Here is an 18072-nt window from a genome sequence, read left to right as displayed (position 1 = left end):
CTCACTTACTTTTTCGGTTCTGCTTTTTGGCCAAACTCTTTTTCCCATTTTTCTAAAATTTTGTCACGATTTTCTGCTGCCCACTTAAAGTCATTCTTTTTGTATAACTTTTCTGTTACATCTTTAGGGAATCCATCTGGAAGTTTATAATCATTTTTAATTGTCGCAAATCCATTTTTCTCGAAGTATAACTTCATTACATCATCAGTAATCGCCCAATCTAAAAATGCTTGCGCTAATTTTTCATTTTTTGCATTATCTTTTTTAATAAGTGCGTTCGCTTCTACTTCCCAACCTAATCCTTCTTTCGGCAATACAACTTCAACTGGTGCACCTTTTTGTTTCTCTTTCAAAGCACTATAAACCATTGATACGCCAACTGGATATTCACCCGCTCCTGCTAATTTCGCTGGTTTTGATCCTGAATGCGTATAACTTGCCATATTATCATGAAGTTTCTTCATGTAATCCCAGCCTTTATCTTCACCCATGATTTGTAGCCATGCAGAAACTGTTAAAAATCCTGTTCCAGATGATGCTGGATGTGGCATAACAAGTGTTCCTTTATACTCTGGTTTCGTTAAATCTTCATATGATTCTGGCATCGGTAAATTTTTCTTCTTTAACTCTTCTTTATTTACAGCAATCCCCGTCATAAATGCAGTATTTCCTACCCATTTTTCAGGTTGCTTATCATCTTTAAATTGTGGAAGAACACGATCTGCTCCTTTTGGAGAGTATCCTTTTAACATATCTTTTTTATCTAAAGCTAATAGACTTGATGCCGCAGTTCCCCATACAACATCGGCTTGTGTATTTTTCCCTTCAGCTAGTAATTTCGCAGTAATAACTCCTGTTGAATCACGTACAATGTTCAATTTCACATCAGGATATTTCTTTTTAAAGGAATCAAGATAAATTGGTACAAGCTCTTCTTCAATTGCTGTGTAAACAGTTAATGATCCAGATAATTTGTCATCTTTCACTTTCGCTCCAGCACTTTCTTCCTTCTTTGCACCACACCCCATTAATAACGAAAATACCATTCCAGTCGCTACAGCTTTAAAGATTGTTTTTTTCACTGTTTCTCTCTCCTTTTACAAATCTTATGTACAACTCAAATATAAACAACTAGTGTAAAAGCAGTATTAAACCAACATTAATCTTTTGTTTGTTGTTTGTTTTTGTGTAATACGTTGCTACTTCTATGTTTTTTCGCATTTTTCTGCTAATAGAAAACACTAAATTTACAAATAATTAAAAAACCTTTATAATCCCACAAAAAAATGAGGCGTTTGTAAAAAACGCCTCATTTTTGTTTCCCTTTTTTTGAATTACGATTCGCATACTTTGCGCTATTTTCTCCTTCATACTCTAATGCAAATTCTGCATCTGGTAAGCTTTCTTTCGGAGTTTTATTATTATTGATTGCCGCATTTTGTTTCACTTTTCTTTTTACCAATACATTCACCTGCTCTCAAGAAATCACTTTCTACTCTAGTTTGAAACAACTTAAAATAATTATTACTGGCAAGTGTTAACAAGTACATAAGAGGCGTTAGATGGAAATACTACATATGAAGAAATCATTATAAAAAGGAGCGATAATTTTGAAGAAAAAAGAAAAGATTCAATCACCCATTTTAGACGAAACGCTCCCGCATCAAATGAATTTTCCATCTTTTAAAGGAACAGGGAAAACGATGCAACAACCTTTTGTGAATCAATATAATGTTGTAATTGGAGACAGTAAATATAATTCCGAGAACAGTCCGCTTAACAATTGGAGTGATGAAGTAGATCCTGCCATTATGGCTGGCGATGAGTGGATCCATCCGACAAATGATATTGGGTGGATTTCAGAAGAAAATCAAGAGTTGCTAAAAAACGAAGTGGATAATAAAAATGAAGCTTTTATGCATCCACAATTTGGCATTAACGACTAAAAAACCATTCTACCTAACGTAGGTAGAATGGTTTCATACTATCCAATAATAATCCGCTCTTTCGGGTATTTATAGCGAGGTGGTTGTTCCCTTCCACCACTAGCTAAAATAAATGTTAAAATACCAACGCGTCCGATAAACATAAGCACAATAAGTACAAGTTTCCCAACAGTTGTTAAATCAGGCGTAACACCTGTTGATAGTCCCGTCGTTCCGAAAGCAGAACAAACTTCAACAATTAAGCTCATAAGCGGTACATTTTCCGTAATAGATAAAATGAATAGCGCAGTAGCACATAACAAAATCCCCATCGTCATAACGACAGATGCTTTCAGTACATCCTCTTCATGTAGCTGACGTTTGAAGACTCTAACTGTTCTACCGCCCCTTGCAAAGGTGTATAGTGACAATATACTAACAGCAAATGTAGTTGTACGTATTCCGCCCCCAACCGAACTTGGAGATGCCCCTATAAACATTAATATACTCATAAATAAAAGCGTCGGTTGTGATAATTCACGTATATCCATTGTTGCAAGTCCACCACTTCGCGTCGTCACAGATTGGAATAATGTATAAAATACAGTTTCATGCCATGACTTTCCTACTAAAAAATGATTTCTCTCCAGTAAAAAAATCATAATTGTACCAACAACAACGAGTGCAAAAAATGTTGTTGTCGTCAATTTTGTAAATAATGAAAAACGGAATAATTGTTGTCTCCTTTTACTAAGGAATTGTTTCACTTCCATTAGCACAGGGAAACCAATCGCTCCTAAAATAATTAGTAACATATGAATCATTTGAACAATATAATCTTTTTTATACGGAATTAATGATTGTCCTGTTAAATCAAATCCGCCGTTCGTAGTCGCACTAACAGCTGCAAAGAAACCGTGAAAATAAGCTTCTTGCCAAGTCGGAAAGTAAAGTAAAAATCTTGTCCCCAATAAGATTGCTCCAATAAGTTCTATTGAAATAATTACAATTAAAATAGAACGCATCAATTCTACGAGACCCGATAAATTTCCTTGATTATGGTCTGCCATAATTAATCTTCTTCTTTGCAAACCAATCTTTTTCCCCGTAATGATCCAAACAAATGTCCCAAGCGCCATAATTCCTAAGCCGCCTAATTGTAAAATAAGAGCTAAAACAATAATTCCTGCTGTAGTAAACGTATCTGAAATCGTAATAACAGACAGTCCCGTAACACTTACCGCACTAACCGATGTAAAAAGCGCATCTATAAATGTCCATTTCACACCAGGCTTCGTAACAAACGGTAAACTAAGCAATATCACCGATACAACTACCGCTAATAAATAAAACAAAACGATGAGTTGTACAGGACGTAATTTTTGTAAAAACTTTTTTATATCTCTCATTCCATCACTTCGCTACCTTTTTTCTATCGATTAAATAAAGAAAAATCTTTACTTTCTTTATTTGTAAATAACTGCTCAAATAATTTGGCAAAGACCATTCCATATACAGTTCCATTACCTCCATACGGCAATGCATAAAACAAATTATGTATCTTTTCGTCTTCTTTTAAAATGGGGAGACCATCATGAGTACCACCAAATGCGGCTGCCCAATAGTAGTCTGCCTGTATATTTTTATACTGCGGGAACATCTCTTTTACAATATTAATAAGGATATCACGCTTATGCAATAATTTCGTATCACCAATTGTTTGAATTTGTAGCGCTTCATCTAATCCGCCTACAATAATGCGGTTTCGATACGTTCGAAAATATAAGTAGGGCCGTGCCGTTTCCCAAATTAACGATCGCTCATGCCAGCCTTCAAATTGATCTATTTCATTTGTTACAATTGCATAAGAGGTGTCTACTGTTGTATTTTTTTCTTTCTTTCCAAAAAGCGCCTCATAACCTGTCGCCATAATAATATTCTTTGCTACAATTTGATTTCCTGTTTTCGTGTAACAAATTAAATCATTTTTGCGTTTTTTTATATGTATTGCCTCTGTATGTTCATATATATTAGCTCCCATTTGGTTTGCTTTATGCAAAAAACTATACGCTAGTAAATACGGATTCACCTCAGCATCACCTTGCGTATATAACGCTGCTTGTTTTGCAAAAGAATAACGTTTCTTAATATCAGCTTCTGTAAAATATTCAACTGGAAATCCATAATTCTGTAACGTATTATATTCCTCTTGTAAAAATGAGACATCCTCACTTTTACTTGCATAATATAAACTATTTCGCGGAATAAAATGGGGATTAATATCAAGAGTCGGTATAACCTCTTCCATTGTTCTTAGCGCTTCATAACAAAGCTTATATGCTCGTACCCCTTTTTCTTTACCAAATGTATGGATAAGAGAGGTTAACGATTTATCATGAAGAAATTGTAGTAAACCTGTATTAGCAGCTGTGCTACCACACGCAATTGCTCTTTTTTCAATAAGTGTAACACTCATGCCAATTTTCGCTAACGAATGCGCTATATGAGCACCGGCTTCGCCGCTTCCAACTACGAGCACATCACATATCATATCATTTTCTAACAGTGGATAACAAGGTACAGAAACTCCTGTATTCCAAAACAACTTACCCATCATAAGTTTCATAATTATACTCCTAAAATATAAATTTCTCCTTTCTATGTTTTGTTATTTTTCATAAAAAAATCCAACTAACATAAGCTAGTTGGATTTTTTTATTTTTAATTAGAACGCTCTTCAAGCCAATTTCCAATCGTCGGATATGTTTGTTTTACAGCTGTTCCACCGTAAACGATAGACATATGCCCTGTTGGTAAACATACATATTGTTTATCTGTGCTAGAAATATGGTCTAGTAATGCTTCTACTTGACATGGCAAAGCGATATGATCACGTTTCCCGGAAATATTTAAGACATTCGCCTTAATATTTGCAAGGTCTACCTTTTGTCCGCGAATAACGAGTTCACCCTTAACCAACTTATTATTTTGATAAAAATCACGAATCCACTGTCTGTATGATTCACCTGGGAACGGAATACCATCACCAACCCACTTTTGAACCAATCTCCAGCTTTCGACGAAGCGCTCATTCTCTGAACGATCTACTAAAGCAACATATGGACCAACAAAGTTCGTAATTGGCTTTAACATTTTGTTTCCGAAATCAATCATTTCTGGCGGAATATTTCCAAATGTATCAACCGCTTTATCTAAATTGAAGTATTTCTCATCTAATAAAGGGCCATACAATCCTGTTTCAGAGAAATCAAAAGGACTTGTCATGAAAATTAAATTACGAATTGGCATGTGCGGATGAAGTGCTGCATAAATAGAAGTTAGCGTTCCACCCATGCAATAACCAAGTAAAGAAATCTCGTCCGATTTTGCAGTTCGCATTACTTTTTTTACTGCTTTTGCAATATAATCAAACACAAAATCATCAAATTTCAAATGACTATCTTCTAAACCAAATGTGCCCCAATCAAGCATATACACATCAAAACCACGATCCACTAGATATTCCACTAAACTATTTCCAGGAGTTAAATCCATAATATATGGTTTATTAATAAGAGCATATATTAACAGAATTGGAACTCTTTGTGTTTTTTCTTGTTTTGGAATGTAGCGATAAAGCTTCGTCTTATTCTTCGTCCAAATAACCTCTTTCGGCGTTAACCCTACTTGCGGCTCTGGTTCACGTAATAAAATTTCACTCGCCCTTTTCACTCGGCGGTATGCTTTTCGGTACTCTTCTGGGTATAGCTCTAATTGCTTTTCCCATTCTGTTGCGAATGTAGTCATTTTTTTATCTCCTTTTTGGTCGATTTCCTTCTTAAAAAAAGAAGTGCATTCCTGCTATGGATATGCACTTTTTTCTTACTTCATTACATATATAATCCGCCGTTAATGTTTAATTGTTGACCTGTGATATACGCACCGTCACGGCATAGGTATACTACACCTTTTGCAATTTCATCGGCTTGACCAAAACGTTTTTTCGGGATTTTTGCAACGATTTTTTGACGTACTTCTTCTGGTACTTCTGCTACCATTTCAGTATCAATAAATCCTGGGCAAATAGCGTTTACAGTGACATTTGTTTTTGCAAGTTCTAACGCTAATGATTTTGTAAATCCTAACATACCTGCTTTTGCTGCTGAGTAGTTTGTTTGGCCAAATCCACCTGCTTGACCAATAATAGAAGAAATGCTAATAATTCTTCCTTCTTCCGCTTCTGTTATGTATGGAAGAACAGCGCTTGTCGTATTAAATACGCTACTTAAATTCACGTCAATTACGCGCTCCCAATCTTCACGATTTAACTTTTTGAATGTACGATCTCTTGTAATACCAGCATTATTAACAAGAATATCAACTTTACCAAAATGATTCACAGCTTCTTCTACAAGTCGGTTTGCATCTTCTACCTTAGAAACATCCGCTTGCACTGCATAAACATCATGTCCGTCTTTTCCTAATTCATTCACTAAATTTTCAGCTGCTTCTTTACTGCTATTATAGTTAATAACTACTTTTGCTCCCTCTTGTGCTAATGCTACTGTAATTGCTTTTCCAATTCCTTTTGCTCCACCTGTTACGATTGCTACTTTTCCATTTAATTGAACCATTTCTTTTCCCCCTTAAATGAATTTGTGAACGATTGTTATGAATCATTTTGGTACTCATACTATAGAGTCCATATATAATTATGTTTCGCTGTTTATACGTGAAAAGAGATTCTCCCTCTCTCTTTTATCTGTTATAAACAAGCGCTTTTATCATTTTTTATTTTCTGGCTTATTCGCAGGCTTTACCTCTTCTTTTACAGGTACTTGTAGTTTAGCTAGTACTGCATTTTGCTTTTCTAGCAATTCTAAAATTTGATCTACTTTTGTTTCAAGCGTACGAATATCTTGTTTCACTTTCGTCACATCACGCTTTAATGTAGGAGCTTGTCCTAAAGAATCGACTTTCTCCTCTAGAAACTCCTCAATGTTATCTACTTTATTTTCTAAGTTAATAACTAGCGTAGCTACTCTTGCGATATCCTCTTTCGTCGGCACATTTACTTGTTCTAAATAGTTTTTTGTCGTATCATTTAATGCTTTTTGATAAAACAAATTCAAATCTAGAACGCTGCCCATCCAAGCAGAATATTCTTCTGTTTTAATTGTTTCATTGAGCGCTTTTCCCCAAAATGTTTCGGTTTGTTCATAAGCATTTTTCCATGCTTGTAGTGGATCGAATTTTTGATCAATCACTTTACCTACACTCCCTTTTTCGTTTTTGAAACAATTCAACCTATTCACTATTTTCTAATATTCTGAATAAAACTTCAAGTCTATATTTTATTTTTTTCTATTTTCTAACAAATGTGTTGACTTTAAAAACAGATAGGTGTAAATTGCACTTATAAGCAAAAAATTCCATCTAACTGATTCATGAGGTGATGCACAATCATGCTACAAAATGAACCAGAACAACGCGAAAGTTTGGAGAGCAACCAAGCGAAGCAACCAAACTCCATGCCAAAAAACTTCTTAGTTCCCTTCTTACTTCTCTGTCTAAAAGACTGGAGTCTTCATGGTTACAAACTTATTCAAATGCTAATGGATATCGGCTTTTCTTCTGTTGACCAAGGTAATGTTTATAGAACACTACGCAAATTAGAAAAAGAAAACCTTATTTCTTCTACTTGGGATACAAGCGATGGAGGGCCGGCAAAAAGAATTTATTCTTTAACTGAATATGGAGAGCAATATTTAACAACATGTGCGACTTCTTTTGAACATTATCAAAATATGTTGCGAACGTTTTTCACGTTATACACCAATGCATTCTTTCCATTTTCTACTTCTCCAGAAAAGGATGAAAAGGATTCTTCATCTTCACCTGGTGGTACAGCAGAGTAATCTGCGTTCACAATATGCAAAAAAACATTTGGGGGTCAAACAATGGAAACTAAACCATACGAATTAGTCGATGCATTTTGGAAAAACTGGTCTCAATCACTTTCCCTTTTCTCTTCAGCTGGGAAACAATTAGAGCAGCTTACTTTAGAAACATTAAAACAACAACAAGACGCTTTGCATAAATTAACATCAGGAGTAGATGAACTAGAAAAAGAACTACAACAACTCACTGCTCAGTTCAACAACCAATATACAGATTACGTGAAACAATTAACTGGAAACTCCTTAAATGATCAAATTAACGAGTGGCAGGACAAATGGAAGGAACTTTCTGCTCATATGCATCAACTTACTGTTTCTCCTACAAAAACATCTTTGTCAATTCTTACACAAACAAGCGGTCAATTTGAAGAAACAACAAAACAATTTATTGAACAACAACAATTACAACGTGAAGAGGCTCAAAAACAGTTAGAGGGTTTTTTGGAAGAGTTCAAGTCAAAACAGTTGGAACTCGCAAAAAAGTTCGAGGAAAACTCAAAAAATCTATTTACTTCCATCAAGTAAGAAAAATGTGGGAGCTAACCGCAGCACAAACAAAACTCTTTCTTCCTCCTACTACATCAAGATGGCTAACATTTTTCGATATGGAAAAGAAGGAGGACAAAATGAATCCATTTCAAGAAGCACAAACTGTTCCGGAGCTTCGCTATGATGAGATTCAAGTCGGTGATCAAGCATCCCTTACAAAAACAATTACAGATGAAGATGTTATCAATTTTGCAAAATTGACTGGAGATGTGAATCCTATTCACATTTTAGATTCTTTTGCGAAAACGACAATGTTTAAAGAACGTATTGCCCATGGTATGCTCGTTTCGAGTTTTATTTCTACCATCCTTGGAACGAAACTCCCAGGCAAAAATACAATTTATTTATCCCAAAATGTTTCATTCCGTGCCCCTGTCAAAATCGGTGATACACTTCGCGTTGTGGCAGAGGTTATTAAGAAGCGTGACGATAAAAAAATCATTACGTTGCAAACAAATATATATAATCAATCGGATAATATTGTCGTGGAAGGTACAGCGACAATACTAAAAAAAGAGTAGCAAATTTGCTACTCTTTTTTCTATCCAATAACTTCTAATCACACCGATTACTTCCGCGTATGAGCACGCCGGTTCCACATAAAATAACAGTACCAATTCAGATAAGTACTTATCTGGACTGGATTACTCATAAGGATGTGTATCATCATGGCAAAAACAAACAAATTACTAGTTCCAGGTGCTGAACAAGCACTTGATCAATTTAAATATGAAATTGCACAAGAATTCGGCGTAAGCTTAGGGTCTAATACAGCATCTCGTTCTAACGGATCAGTTGGCGGTGAAGTAACAAAACGTCTTGTTTCTTTAGCTCAACAACAATTACGTGGATAATAATATAACATATGGCTTAGAGGCAGATATTCTCTGCCTCTTTCTATTTTTCACATACATAATCGGACTTTTTCACATACTAGTAAGAGCAAACAGAAAGGAACGATATATAACATGAAACGGATTAACATTCGTATGAGTCCTCCCCGCGTTCTTACTTTGTCTTTTATCATGTTATCAATTATAGGTACATGCTTATTAAAGCTTCCAATTGCTACAACAACGTCTATTTCATGGCTCGATGCTTTATTTACAACAGTTTCTGCTTGTACGGTTACAGGGCTTGGTGTTGTGGACACTGGAAAAGTATTTACTTTGTTTGGACAATGTATCATTTTAACGCTTATACAAGTTGGCGGGCTTGGTATTATGAGCTTTGCTGTCTTAATTGCGATTATGCTCGGCAGAAAAATCGGTCTTCAAAACCGTATTTTATTACAACAAGCATTAAATCAAACAAATATAGGCGGCGTCATCCGTCTTGCCAAAGCATTATTTTTATTCTCTTTTACAGTCGAATGTATCGCTACTTTAATTCTTTCTTTTGAGTGGGTACCAAAATACGGGGTTACCAAAGGGATCTATTATAGTTTTTTCCATTCAATCTCAGCCTTTAACAATGCTGGTTTTTCTGTGTGGAGCGATAATTTAATGTCCCATTCTCATAGTATTATTGTCAATTTCGTCATTTCCTCTCTCATCATTTTAGGTGGAATTGGTTTTACAGTGATCGTAGACATAAAAAGAAAGAAAAACTTTAAAAACCTTACACTACATTCAAAACTTATGCTCTCTTCTACTCTAATCATCAACATTATTGCTACCCTTTTTATTTTTATATTCGAGTTCCATAACTCCCTTTCTATGAGAGGGTTTACCCCATTTGAAGAAGGAATGGCCTCTTATTTCCAAGCAATTTCAACGCGAACTGCCGGTTTTAATACAGTTGATATTTCTACATTGTCAAAACCTTCCCTGCTATTAATGATGCTACTTATGTTTATTGGTGCTGGTAGTGCTTCAACGGGTGGGGGGATTAAGTTAACAACATTTTTAATCATATTTTTTGGCGTATTTAAATTTTTACAACAACAAGAAGATATTGTCGTATTTAAAAAATCCATTAAAGATACTCTCATTGTCAAATCATTAACCATTACTATTATTTCTATTTCATTTATCTTTTTTGCTATTTTAATTTTGAGTATTACTGAACGAGTTCCTCTATTGATGAGTGCTTTCGAAGTATTTTCAGCATTTGGGACTGTTGGCCTCAGTATGAACTTAACACCCCACTTAACTATAATTGGAAAAGCGATTATTATTTTTATGATGTTTTTTGGGAAAATGGGTCCTTTAACATTGGCATTTTCATTTGCTCGTAAAAAGAACCGAAAAATAAAATATCCGAATGAAGATATTTTAACAGGTTGACAACCGTATAAATTATCCATATAATGAGAATACAATAACATATCTCCAAAGGGGAGTAGCGTCCAAGAATATATCTTGGAAACAAAGTCGTCATTACGTAGAACTTAGTTCTTCCGGCTTTGTTGGCATTTTTATTACATATGTCTAGCAAGACCTTTGCCTATTAACGGCAGAGGTCTTTTTTGCATTCATTTCCAGATTCTCCCAAAGTTAATAGGCAGGAGTATGGGGAAACTAAATAGTGGGGAAATTCTTCACTTATTTAGAAGTTATAGAGATGAGAGGAGAATGTACATGGATGTATCATTATTATTGGAGTATGGTTGGGTATTACTCATCCTAATTGCACTTGAAGGGATTTTAGCGGCTGATAACGCTCTTGTTCTTGCAATTATGGTAAAACATTTACCAGAAGAAAAACGAAAGAAAGCACTATTTTACGGATTAGCGGGGGCATTCGTTTTCCGATTTGGATCGTTATTTATGATTTCGTTCTTAGTCGATGTATGGCAAGTGCAAGCAATCGGTGCCATCTACCTTATGTTTATCGCTGGTAATCACTTATTTAAAACATATGTTAAAAAGAATACAGATGAAGAAACTGAAGAAAAAGAAGCAAAGAAAAAACAAGAGAACTTTTGGTGGACTGTATTTAAAGTTGAGGTTGCTGATATCGCCTTCGCAGTTGATTCAATTTTAGCTGCTGTTGCACTAGCAATGACTTTACCAAAAACAGGACTAGGTACAATTGGTAGTCTTGATACTGGGCAATTCGTTGTTATCTTTGTAGGTGGACTTATCGGATTAATCATTATGCGATTTGCAGCAACTGCTTTCGTACAAATCTTAAAACGTAAACCAGGGCTTGAAACTGCAGCATTCTTAATTGTAGGTTGGGTTGGTGTGAAGCTAGCAGTTTATACATTAGCACATCCTGCATTAAATGTAATTCCACATTCATTCCCAGAATCCACTCCGTGGAAGCTTACATTCTGGATTGTATTAGTCGGAATCGCAGTTGGTGGTTGGTTCTTCTCAAAAGAAGTAGAAGTAAAAGTGGAAAAGAATTTAGACGAAAAAGCGCTGTAATTACAGCGCTTTTTCTTTTTCCTTTCTTCCTCGCAATGTCCAGAAAAAATTCCATTATACTACCTTTTGTAAACGTTTTCTTAATGTATGTATGTCCTTTTTGTGAAACATTGCACAAACTTATTGAAAGTAAGAACAATTCCATGTACTTTATTCATATAAGGAGTATTTTTAGAAGATTTACTAAAGGAGCGTATTACTCATGCTAGAACAAGGACTAGATTATGTTGTCAAACTGGCTAAAAGCAAAAAGAAAATACTAGATACAAACCCAATGCAATATTTCATTCGTGCTGCACTTGCTGGTATTTATATCGGTTTTATTATTGTACTATGTTTTAAATTAGGTAACTTTTTTCACATTGCAGATTCACCAGCAACTTATTTAGCCGCTTCTATGTTTTTCGGGATTGCTCTCGTACTTATTATATATGGCGGTGCTGAATTGTTTACTGGGAACACAATGTACTTTACTGTCGCAACTTTAAGAAAAGAAACAACGATTTCTGATACACTTCGTAACTGGGTTGCTTGTTATGCAGGTAACTTAGCCGGCGCATTATTCTTTGCCTTACTATTTTACGCAACTGGAATTTTTGAAGCAATTGATCACGGTCACTTAATGAGTAAAGTCGTTGAAGGAAAGATGAATACACCTACGATGCAGTTATTCTTTAAAGCCATTTTATGTAACTGGCTCGTATGTCTTGCTTGCTTCTTACCTTCTCAGGTTAAAGGTGACACAGCAAAAATAATGGTCATGATGCTACTTGTTTTCACATTCTTCTTATCTGGTTACGAACATAGTATTGCAAACTTATCACTCTTTGCTTTATCTTTAGTTTCACCGCATCCTGAGACAATTTCTTTTTCAGGTGCTATTCATAACTTAATTCCTGTTACAATTGGTAACATTATTGGCGGATCAGTATTTGTCGGTATGGTATACCACTACTTAACAAAGAAAACGCCTGAAGTTCAACAGGAAGAAACTGAAATCGCAACAGCTCAACAAGAAGAGATTATTCCTTTACAAGCCCATATGAAACATTAAAAACTCCAAAGTTTTACTTTGGAGTTTTTAGCTTCCCACGTATTTAATAACAAGGTGAGGAGTAATTTCTCCTTCTTCCTTTCCCTTATCCATTCTCTGTTTCATCTTGTGCATACCGATGACATCATTCGTATGAAAGTGAATTTCATTTACATATAACCCCTCTGTACAAAAAGCTTCTACAAAATCTAGTCCATTTTTCGCTCCCCCTCCCATATTAAAATCAAGAGAAAGAATATTCACATCATAATCCCGAACCATTTGCAAAGCACATTCTACTGTAGTTGCGGGCACATACCCGAACGGGCAACTTCTTTGATCATCCATATATACGTTCATTTTCGATTCCCTCTCTAATTTGAATATGCGGCCAATACATAACATATTGCCCCGAGACTAATAAAAGGACCAAATGGAATTGGCTTTCGTACTTCTATACGTTTTAATCCGATACCAATCCCGAAAAAACAAAGACTAAAACAAGATGCTAAAAATAAAACGATAAAAACTCCTTTCACTCCTACTATAAATCCAAGTAACGAAAGTAGTTTTATATCTCCTCCGCCAAGCCCTTCTGGATATATCTTTTGCATGCAATATAACAAAATAAATATAACACCACTACCAGCTATACTATCTGTCCAAGTAACTAATTGTACAAAAACACTTTCGAGAATGAGTAAAAAGGCAAACGAAATTAAAATACAATCAGGAATTAACATATATAAGTAATCTGTAACTGAAATAATAAGAAGTAGCGAAAAAAGGGATAAAATAATAATAAGCTCTCGTTCTATTCCAATCATATACACTGTAAGAAGAAATATACCTCCTGTTATACATTCAAATGCTACATACATAATTGGAATTTTCCTCTTACAATTCGTACAACAGCCTCTTTGTATATAAAATGAAATGATGGGGATTAGTTCTTTTGTCCTTAGCACATATTTGCAATAATCACAATGTGAACGCGGGGTAATAATAGAAGCACCTAATGGAACCCTCATCGCAACTAGCATAAAAAAAGAACCAAACACCATCCCTGCTAACAGTGCATATAAATAAGTGAACATCCCTTCCTCTCCTTTCCCAAAAAACATAGCAAAAAAAGGAGAGAACTTCTACTTCATATTATCCTTTATTCTACTAAAAAGCAGGCCATTTCCTGGCCTGCTTTCCCCTCTTTTATACGATGAAATAAACTGCTTTTAATGGTCCATGTACTCCGACAACAAGATTCATCTCGATGTCAGCCGAGTTACTTGGCCCTGTAATAAAGTTAATACAAGATGCCGCTGTCTCCCCATTTTCTACGCGTGAGTTCATATCCTGAACTGCTTGTGTAATACGAGGCACAAGTGTTTCACGTGGAATAATAGCAAAATATACAGTCGGTAAAAAGTGTAAAGAACGCCCTTGACCTTTATGACTTTGTACAACAATTGTACCAGATTCAGCTAATGTATAATCACTAAATGCAATACCAATATTCGCTTTTTCAGCTAAACGCATATTTTCGTCTTTTCTCTCTGGATCCCATGCATTTACTTCAACATCTCGTTTTGGAAGTTCTTCTTTAAATAAAGATGTTAAACCATATGCATCAAAACGCGCATCTGCTGATAATAAAATAGGTCCCCCGCCGTTTTCCATGATTACTTTTTGAAGGTCTTCACCTAAACGGTCGTTTGTCGTTTCTACTACAGTTGTATGAATGTTTGTACATTGCTCTTTAAACACTTCTAGTAATTCTTCTTGTGAATAATCTTTTAACGTTTCTATATTCACATTACTTTTCCATACTGGACGCTCTACACCTTCTGTTTTACGCGCGCGCCCAAGTTCTTTTGCAATGTTATCTAGAAAGGCATCACGGTTTTGAATTAATCCTGTCATTATTTATCCCCGCCTTTCTTATGATCTTTATACCAATCACGGAATCGTTCTTTACTTGGAGCTGGGAATTCACGAATATCCGTCCAGTTTTTAAGTGGTCCAACACCTTTTGATACACGATTACCAGATGTAAATGGACTCATTGCCGCTGGTGCCATTTTTGAACCCATTTTATATAAAGCAGCTGAAGAAGCACCCATACTAAACATTTTCATAGCCAGTTTTTCTGCAAGTGGTGCACGACCTTCTTGCTCAACGATGACTTGACGATGTTTTAATAATAAATCATGCAATGGAATTTTTACTGGACAAGCTTCTGTACATGCTCCGCATAAACTAGATGCATAAGGAAGCTCTTTGTAATCATCATATCCACCTAGAAGCGGTGTTAATACCGCACCGATTGGTCCTGAGTAAATCGATCCATATGAATGTCCACCAACGTGACGATATACAGGACATACATTAACACAAGCAGCGCAACGAATACATTGTAATACTGAACGGAATTCAGATCCAAGAATTTGAGAGCGACCATTATCAACAACAACTAAATGAAATTCTTCAGGTCCATCAACTTCCTCTTCTTGAATTGGCCCCGCTACTGTTACATAACTTGTTAATTTTTGACCTACTGCACTACGACATAGTAAACCAACTAAAACATCTAATTCTTCCATTGTCGGAACCATACGTTCCATACCCATTACCGCTATTTGTGTTTTAGGAATTGACATAACAAGATCTGCATTACCTTCATTCGTTACTAAACAAAGAGAGCCAGTATTTGCAACAGCAAAGTTACAACCAGTTACACCAATTTCTGCATCCATAAATTTCTCACGAAGTTGTTTACGAACAAACTTTGTCATTTCATACGGGTCATCAGAATTTTCATAGCCTAGCTTTTCTTTAAATACGTCGCGAATTTGCGTTCTATTTTTATGAAGTGCAGGTGCAATAATATGTGAAGGTGGATCGTTATCTACTTGCAAGATATACTCTCCTAAGTCACTCTCTAACACTTCACAGCCAATCTCTTCAAGCGCATGGTTCATACTAATTTCTTCTGTTACCATCGACTTTGATTTTACTACCTTTTTTGCCTGCTTCTTTTTTGCAACGTCTTGAATATACTTTGCTGCTTCCTCTTTCGTTTTCGCAAAGTACACGTGTCCGCCTCTTTTTGATACATTTTCACTTAACTGCATTAAGTAATAATCAAGATTTTCTAACGTATGTTGACGAATTTGTTCACCTAGTTCACGCCACTCTTCCCAGTTTCCTAGTTCATCTGCGGCTTTTAAGCGATTCGTATATAAACGCGTTTGTGCAGAAGATACTGCTCCGCGCATAAACGAATCTTGAATTCCATCACCAACGCGATCATTAAATTTTTTCTCACTGATTTTCATAGACATAGCTTATGTTCCCCCTTCATGAGCGACTATTCAGTACCTCAGCAATATGCATTACTTTTACTTCTTTTCCTAAACGCTCAATACGTCCGCCAATGTTTAACAAACACCCACAATCTGCACCAATTAAATAATCTGCACCTGTTTCCATTACACTATCTACTTTTTCGTCTACCATTTGCTCAGAAATTGGAGTCATCTTAACTGAAAACGTTCCCCCAAACCCGCAACAATTTTGCACGTTTGGCAAATCTCTCACAGTTAATCCTTTTACATTTGATAATAAAATTCCTGGTGCTTCTTTTATTCCAAGCATACGTGTCATATGACATGATTTATGAATAGTAGCGACCCCTGGTAAACTTGCACCAACATCAGTAACCTTTAAAACATCCACAATAAACTGTGTAAATTCATAAGTTTTATCAGCAACTTTTTGTGCACGTTTAGCCCACTTTGGATCATCTTTGAAAACATGTGGATACTCATGAAACATTGTCGCACAAGAACCAGATGGCGTAACAATATATTCTGCATCTTCGAAAGTTTCAATCATATGTTTCATTGCTTCTTTTGCTGCTTCTACATGGCCGCTATTATAAGCAGGCTGACCACAACAAACTTGCGCTTCTGGAAATTCAATTTCACAACCTAAACGCTCCAACACTTCAACCGTTGCTTTACCGACATTTGTTTCAAACATATCGACTAAACAAGTAACAAATAAAGTAACTTTCATAACTATTACTCCCCCTTTTTACAACTTCACCAACAAACATATGGTCATCAGATGACTTAGTAGAGAAGAAATAGGCTCAACCATGGCCTATCCTCTCCCTCTTCTAAAGAAAACGCTTACTTAATCTTTCTCTATTTTATCAGAAAATTAAATTTTTAAAAGATTAAATTACGAATTTATATCGTTTTTACCTGTGACAATATGTTCTACATTTGTTAAGTGATCTAGCATTGCTTGCTGCGCTAATTCTACATCTTGTTTTAACACCGCATCATATATAACTTGATGCTCTTCTATAAGTCGTTCTGATGTCGTTTGTTCACCATATAAAATAATGCGTCTTGATTCACCAATCGTTTCAGCAATCATCTCTGAAACATGATTCATGAGTTCAAGCAAAATGCTATTATGCGAAGACTCTGCAATTCCCATATGAAATTGAAAATCGGCTTTTTCGCCAGCCTTTTCATCTCCAATGCTCTTTGCCATTTCATCTAACCAATGTTTCATATTTTGTAAATTATCTTCCGTACGTTTTGCCGCCGCTACTCGAACTGCCCCCACTTCAAGCACCTTTCGTACTTCTAATAAATTCAAAATATCTTCTTTCTTCATTAATAATCTATTGTTTAATGATTTCGTTAATGAAGAAGAATCGAAGTTCTTCACATATGTACCTTCTCCTTGTTTCATCTCAATTAAGCCCATCGCTCTTAGCGCACTTAGCGCTTCACGAACAGCAGATCTGCCAACTTGAAACTGCTCAGCTAATTGATGCACAGGAAGTAGTTTGTCACCAGGTTTTAACGTACCATTTTTAATCATTGTTAAAATAGCTTCAGATACTTCTTCGTAAATTTTTTTCGGTTTAATAGATTTGTACTCCAGTTAAATCACCTCAGTATCTTCCAAACAACAATTGAAACGATTTATAAGAACTTTGCATCATAACTATTTTAGACCGAATTGATAAGAAGTACAAATGTTTTGTTCATAAAATAGTCAAATTTTCGATATTTATTACATATTAATTTATATTTTTACGTATAAAGTGAAACTTTAATCAGTGAGGGTTTTGTTCATCCCCCACTGATTATTAGCCCTCACCAATCGGGCTTTTACGGGCAGCAGTGCCTCCACCTAACTTCTTT

21 protein-coding genes and 1 riboswitch are annotated in these 18072 nt (G+C 35.5%); of the genes, 8 read left to right on the top strand and 13 right to left on the bottom strand.

Annotated features, from left to right (window positions below; genetic code table 11):
- Positions 1-5 precede the first annotated feature (5 nt).
- Together BHV55_RS07050 and BHV55_RS07045 are read right to left on the bottom strand one after the other, a co-directional pair.
- On the bottom strand, positions 6-1082 hold the full coding sequence (locus BHV55_RS07050; protein WP_000750895.1) for a putative 2-aminoethylphosphonate ABC transporter substrate-binding protein: 1077 nt from the start codon (positions 1080-1082) through the stop codon (positions 6-8).
- A gap of 227 nt (positions 1083-1309) precedes the next feature.
- Positions 1310-1462 (bottom strand): hypothetical protein, encoded by a 153-nt coding sequence (locus BHV55_RS07045; protein ID WP_000240799.1) that lies wholly within the window; start codon positions 1460-1462, stop codon positions 1310-1312.
- 148 nt (positions 1463-1610) lie between these two features.
- On the opposite strand from BHV55_RS07045, the gene BHV55_RS07040 reads away from it, so the two are divergent.
- Complete coding sequence (locus tag BHV55_RS07040; protein ID WP_000726028.1) at positions 1611-1946, top strand: DUF3905 domain-containing protein; 336 nt, start codon at positions 1611-1613, stop codon at positions 1944-1946.
- A 38-nt stretch (positions 1947-1984) separates the two neighbouring features.
- Here the strand turns inward: BHV55_RS07040 and BHV55_RS07035 are convergent, their stop codons facing one another.
- The 5 genes from BHV55_RS07035 to phaR form a co-directional block, all read right to left on the bottom strand.
- Positions 1985-3334, bottom strand: a complete 1350-nt coding sequence (locus BHV55_RS07035) for a TrkH family potassium uptake protein (protein WP_001204707.1) — start codon at positions 3332-3334, stop codon at positions 1985-1987.
- A 23-nt stretch (positions 3335-3357) separates the two neighbouring features.
- Positions 3358-4551: an NAD(P)/FAD-dependent oxidoreductase gene (locus tag BHV55_RS07030; protein ID WP_000772518.1), complete on the bottom strand. Its 1194-nt coding sequence runs from the start codon at positions 4549-4551 to the stop codon at positions 3358-3360.
- 95 nt (positions 4552-4646) lie between these two features.
- Entirely contained in the window at positions 4647-5732 is a 1086-nt protein-coding gene (gene phaC, locus BHV55_RS07025; protein WP_000206336.1) for a class III poly(R)-hydroxyalkanoic acid synthase subunit PhaC, read from the bottom strand.
- 83 nt (positions 5733-5815) lie between these two features.
- A complete protein-coding gene (locus tag BHV55_RS07020) occupies positions 5816-6559 on the bottom strand; it encodes an acetoacetyl-CoA reductase (protein WP_000250407.1) in 744 nt (247 codons plus the stop codon).
- A 150-nt stretch (positions 6560-6709) separates the two neighbouring features.
- Positions 6710-7192: a polyhydroxyalkanoic acid synthase subunit PhaR gene (gene phaR / locus BHV55_RS07015; RefSeq protein ID WP_000566942.1), complete on the bottom strand. Its 483-nt coding sequence runs from the start codon at positions 7190-7192 to the stop codon at positions 6710-6712.
- 198 nt (positions 7193-7390) lie between these two features.
- Between phaR and phaQ the strand changes: the two genes are divergently transcribed.
- From phaQ to BHV55_RS06980, 7 genes are all read left to right on the top strand, one after another.
- Entirely contained in the window at positions 7391-7843 is a 453-nt protein-coding gene (phaQ, locus tag BHV55_RS07010) for a poly-beta-hydroxybutyrate-responsive repressor (RefSeq protein WP_000939955.1), read from the top strand.
- Positions 7844-7885: 42 nt separating this feature from the next.
- Positions 7886-8410 (top strand): polyhydroxyalkanoic acid inclusion protein PhaP, encoded by a 525-nt coding sequence (gene phaP / locus BHV55_RS07005; RefSeq protein WP_000448594.1) that lies wholly within the window; start codon positions 7886-7888, stop codon positions 8408-8410.
- Between the two features lie 101 nt (positions 8411-8511).
- A complete protein-coding gene (locus BHV55_RS07000; protein WP_070757167.1) occupies positions 8512-8955 on the top strand; it encodes a MaoC family dehydratase in 444 nt (147 codons plus the stop codon).
- A 147-nt stretch (positions 8956-9102) separates the two neighbouring features.
- On the top strand, positions 9103-9288 hold the full coding sequence (locus BHV55_RS06995) for an alpha/beta-type small acid-soluble spore protein (RefSeq protein ID WP_001140707.1): 186 nt from the start codon (positions 9103-9105) through the stop codon (positions 9286-9288).
- Between the two features lie 114 nt (positions 9289-9402).
- Positions 9403-10722 (top strand): TrkH family potassium uptake protein, encoded by a 1320-nt coding sequence (locus BHV55_RS06990; protein ID WP_000822330.1) that lies wholly within the window; start codon positions 9403-9405, stop codon positions 10720-10722.
- 38 nt (positions 10723-10760) lie between these two features.
- Positions 10761-10934, top strand: a riboswitch (yybP-ykoY riboswitch).
- Between the two features lie 82 nt (positions 10935-11016).
- The gene (locus tag BHV55_RS06985; protein WP_000383326.1) at positions 11017-11811 is read left to right on the top strand and encodes a TerC family protein; all 795 of its coding nucleotides are present in this window, start codon (positions 11017-11019) and stop codon (positions 11809-11811) included.
- 202 nt (positions 11812-12013) lie between these two features.
- Positions 12014-12865, top strand: a complete 852-nt coding sequence (locus BHV55_RS06980; RefSeq protein ID WP_000893027.1) for a formate/nitrite transporter family protein — start codon at positions 12014-12016, stop codon at positions 12863-12865.
- Between the two features lie 27 nt (positions 12866-12892).
- Here the strand turns inward: BHV55_RS06980 and BHV55_RS06975 are convergent, their stop codons facing one another.
- The 6 genes from BHV55_RS06975 to BHV55_RS06950 form a co-directional block, all read right to left on the bottom strand.
- On the bottom strand, positions 12893-13204 hold the full coding sequence (locus BHV55_RS06975; RefSeq protein WP_070757168.1) for a cyclic-phosphate processing receiver domain-containing protein: 312 nt from the start codon (positions 13202-13204) through the stop codon (positions 12893-12895).
- Positions 13205-13218: 14 nt separating this feature from the next.
- Positions 13219-13941: a prepilin peptidase gene (locus BHV55_RS06970; RefSeq protein WP_000495716.1), complete on the bottom strand. Its 723-nt coding sequence runs from the start codon at positions 13939-13941 to the stop codon at positions 13219-13221.
- 112 nt (positions 13942-14053) lie between these two features.
- Positions 14054-14764 (bottom strand): LutC/YkgG family protein, encoded by a 711-nt coding sequence (locus BHV55_RS06965; protein WP_070757169.1) that lies wholly within the window; start codon positions 14762-14764, stop codon positions 14054-14056.
- Complete coding sequence (locus BHV55_RS06960) at positions 14764-16185, bottom strand: LutB/LldF family L-lactate oxidation iron-sulfur protein (protein WP_000061930.1); 1422 nt, start codon at positions 16183-16185, stop codon at positions 14764-14766. The genes BHV55_RS06965 and BHV55_RS06960 overlap by 1 nt, the downstream gene beginning before the upstream one ends.
- Positions 16186-16201: 16 nt before the next feature.
- Positions 16202-16921: a (Fe-S)-binding protein gene (locus BHV55_RS06955; RefSeq protein ID WP_000869150.1), complete on the bottom strand. Its 720-nt coding sequence runs from the start codon at positions 16919-16921 to the stop codon at positions 16202-16204.
- Positions 16922-17089: 168 nt separating this feature from the next.
- A complete protein-coding gene (locus BHV55_RS06950; protein ID WP_254904472.1) occupies positions 17090-17779 on the bottom strand; it encodes a FadR/GntR family transcriptional regulator in 690 nt (229 codons plus the stop codon).
- Positions 17780-18072 lie beyond the last annotated feature (293 nt).

This window comes from Bacillus sp. RZ2MS9 (assembly GCF_001816185.2).
In the GTDB taxonomy this organism is placed as follows: domain Bacteria; phylum Bacillota; class Bacilli; order Bacillales; family Bacillaceae_G; genus Bacillus_A; species Bacillus_A cereus.
This window is presented reverse-complemented; position numbering and strand designations above follow the sequence as displayed.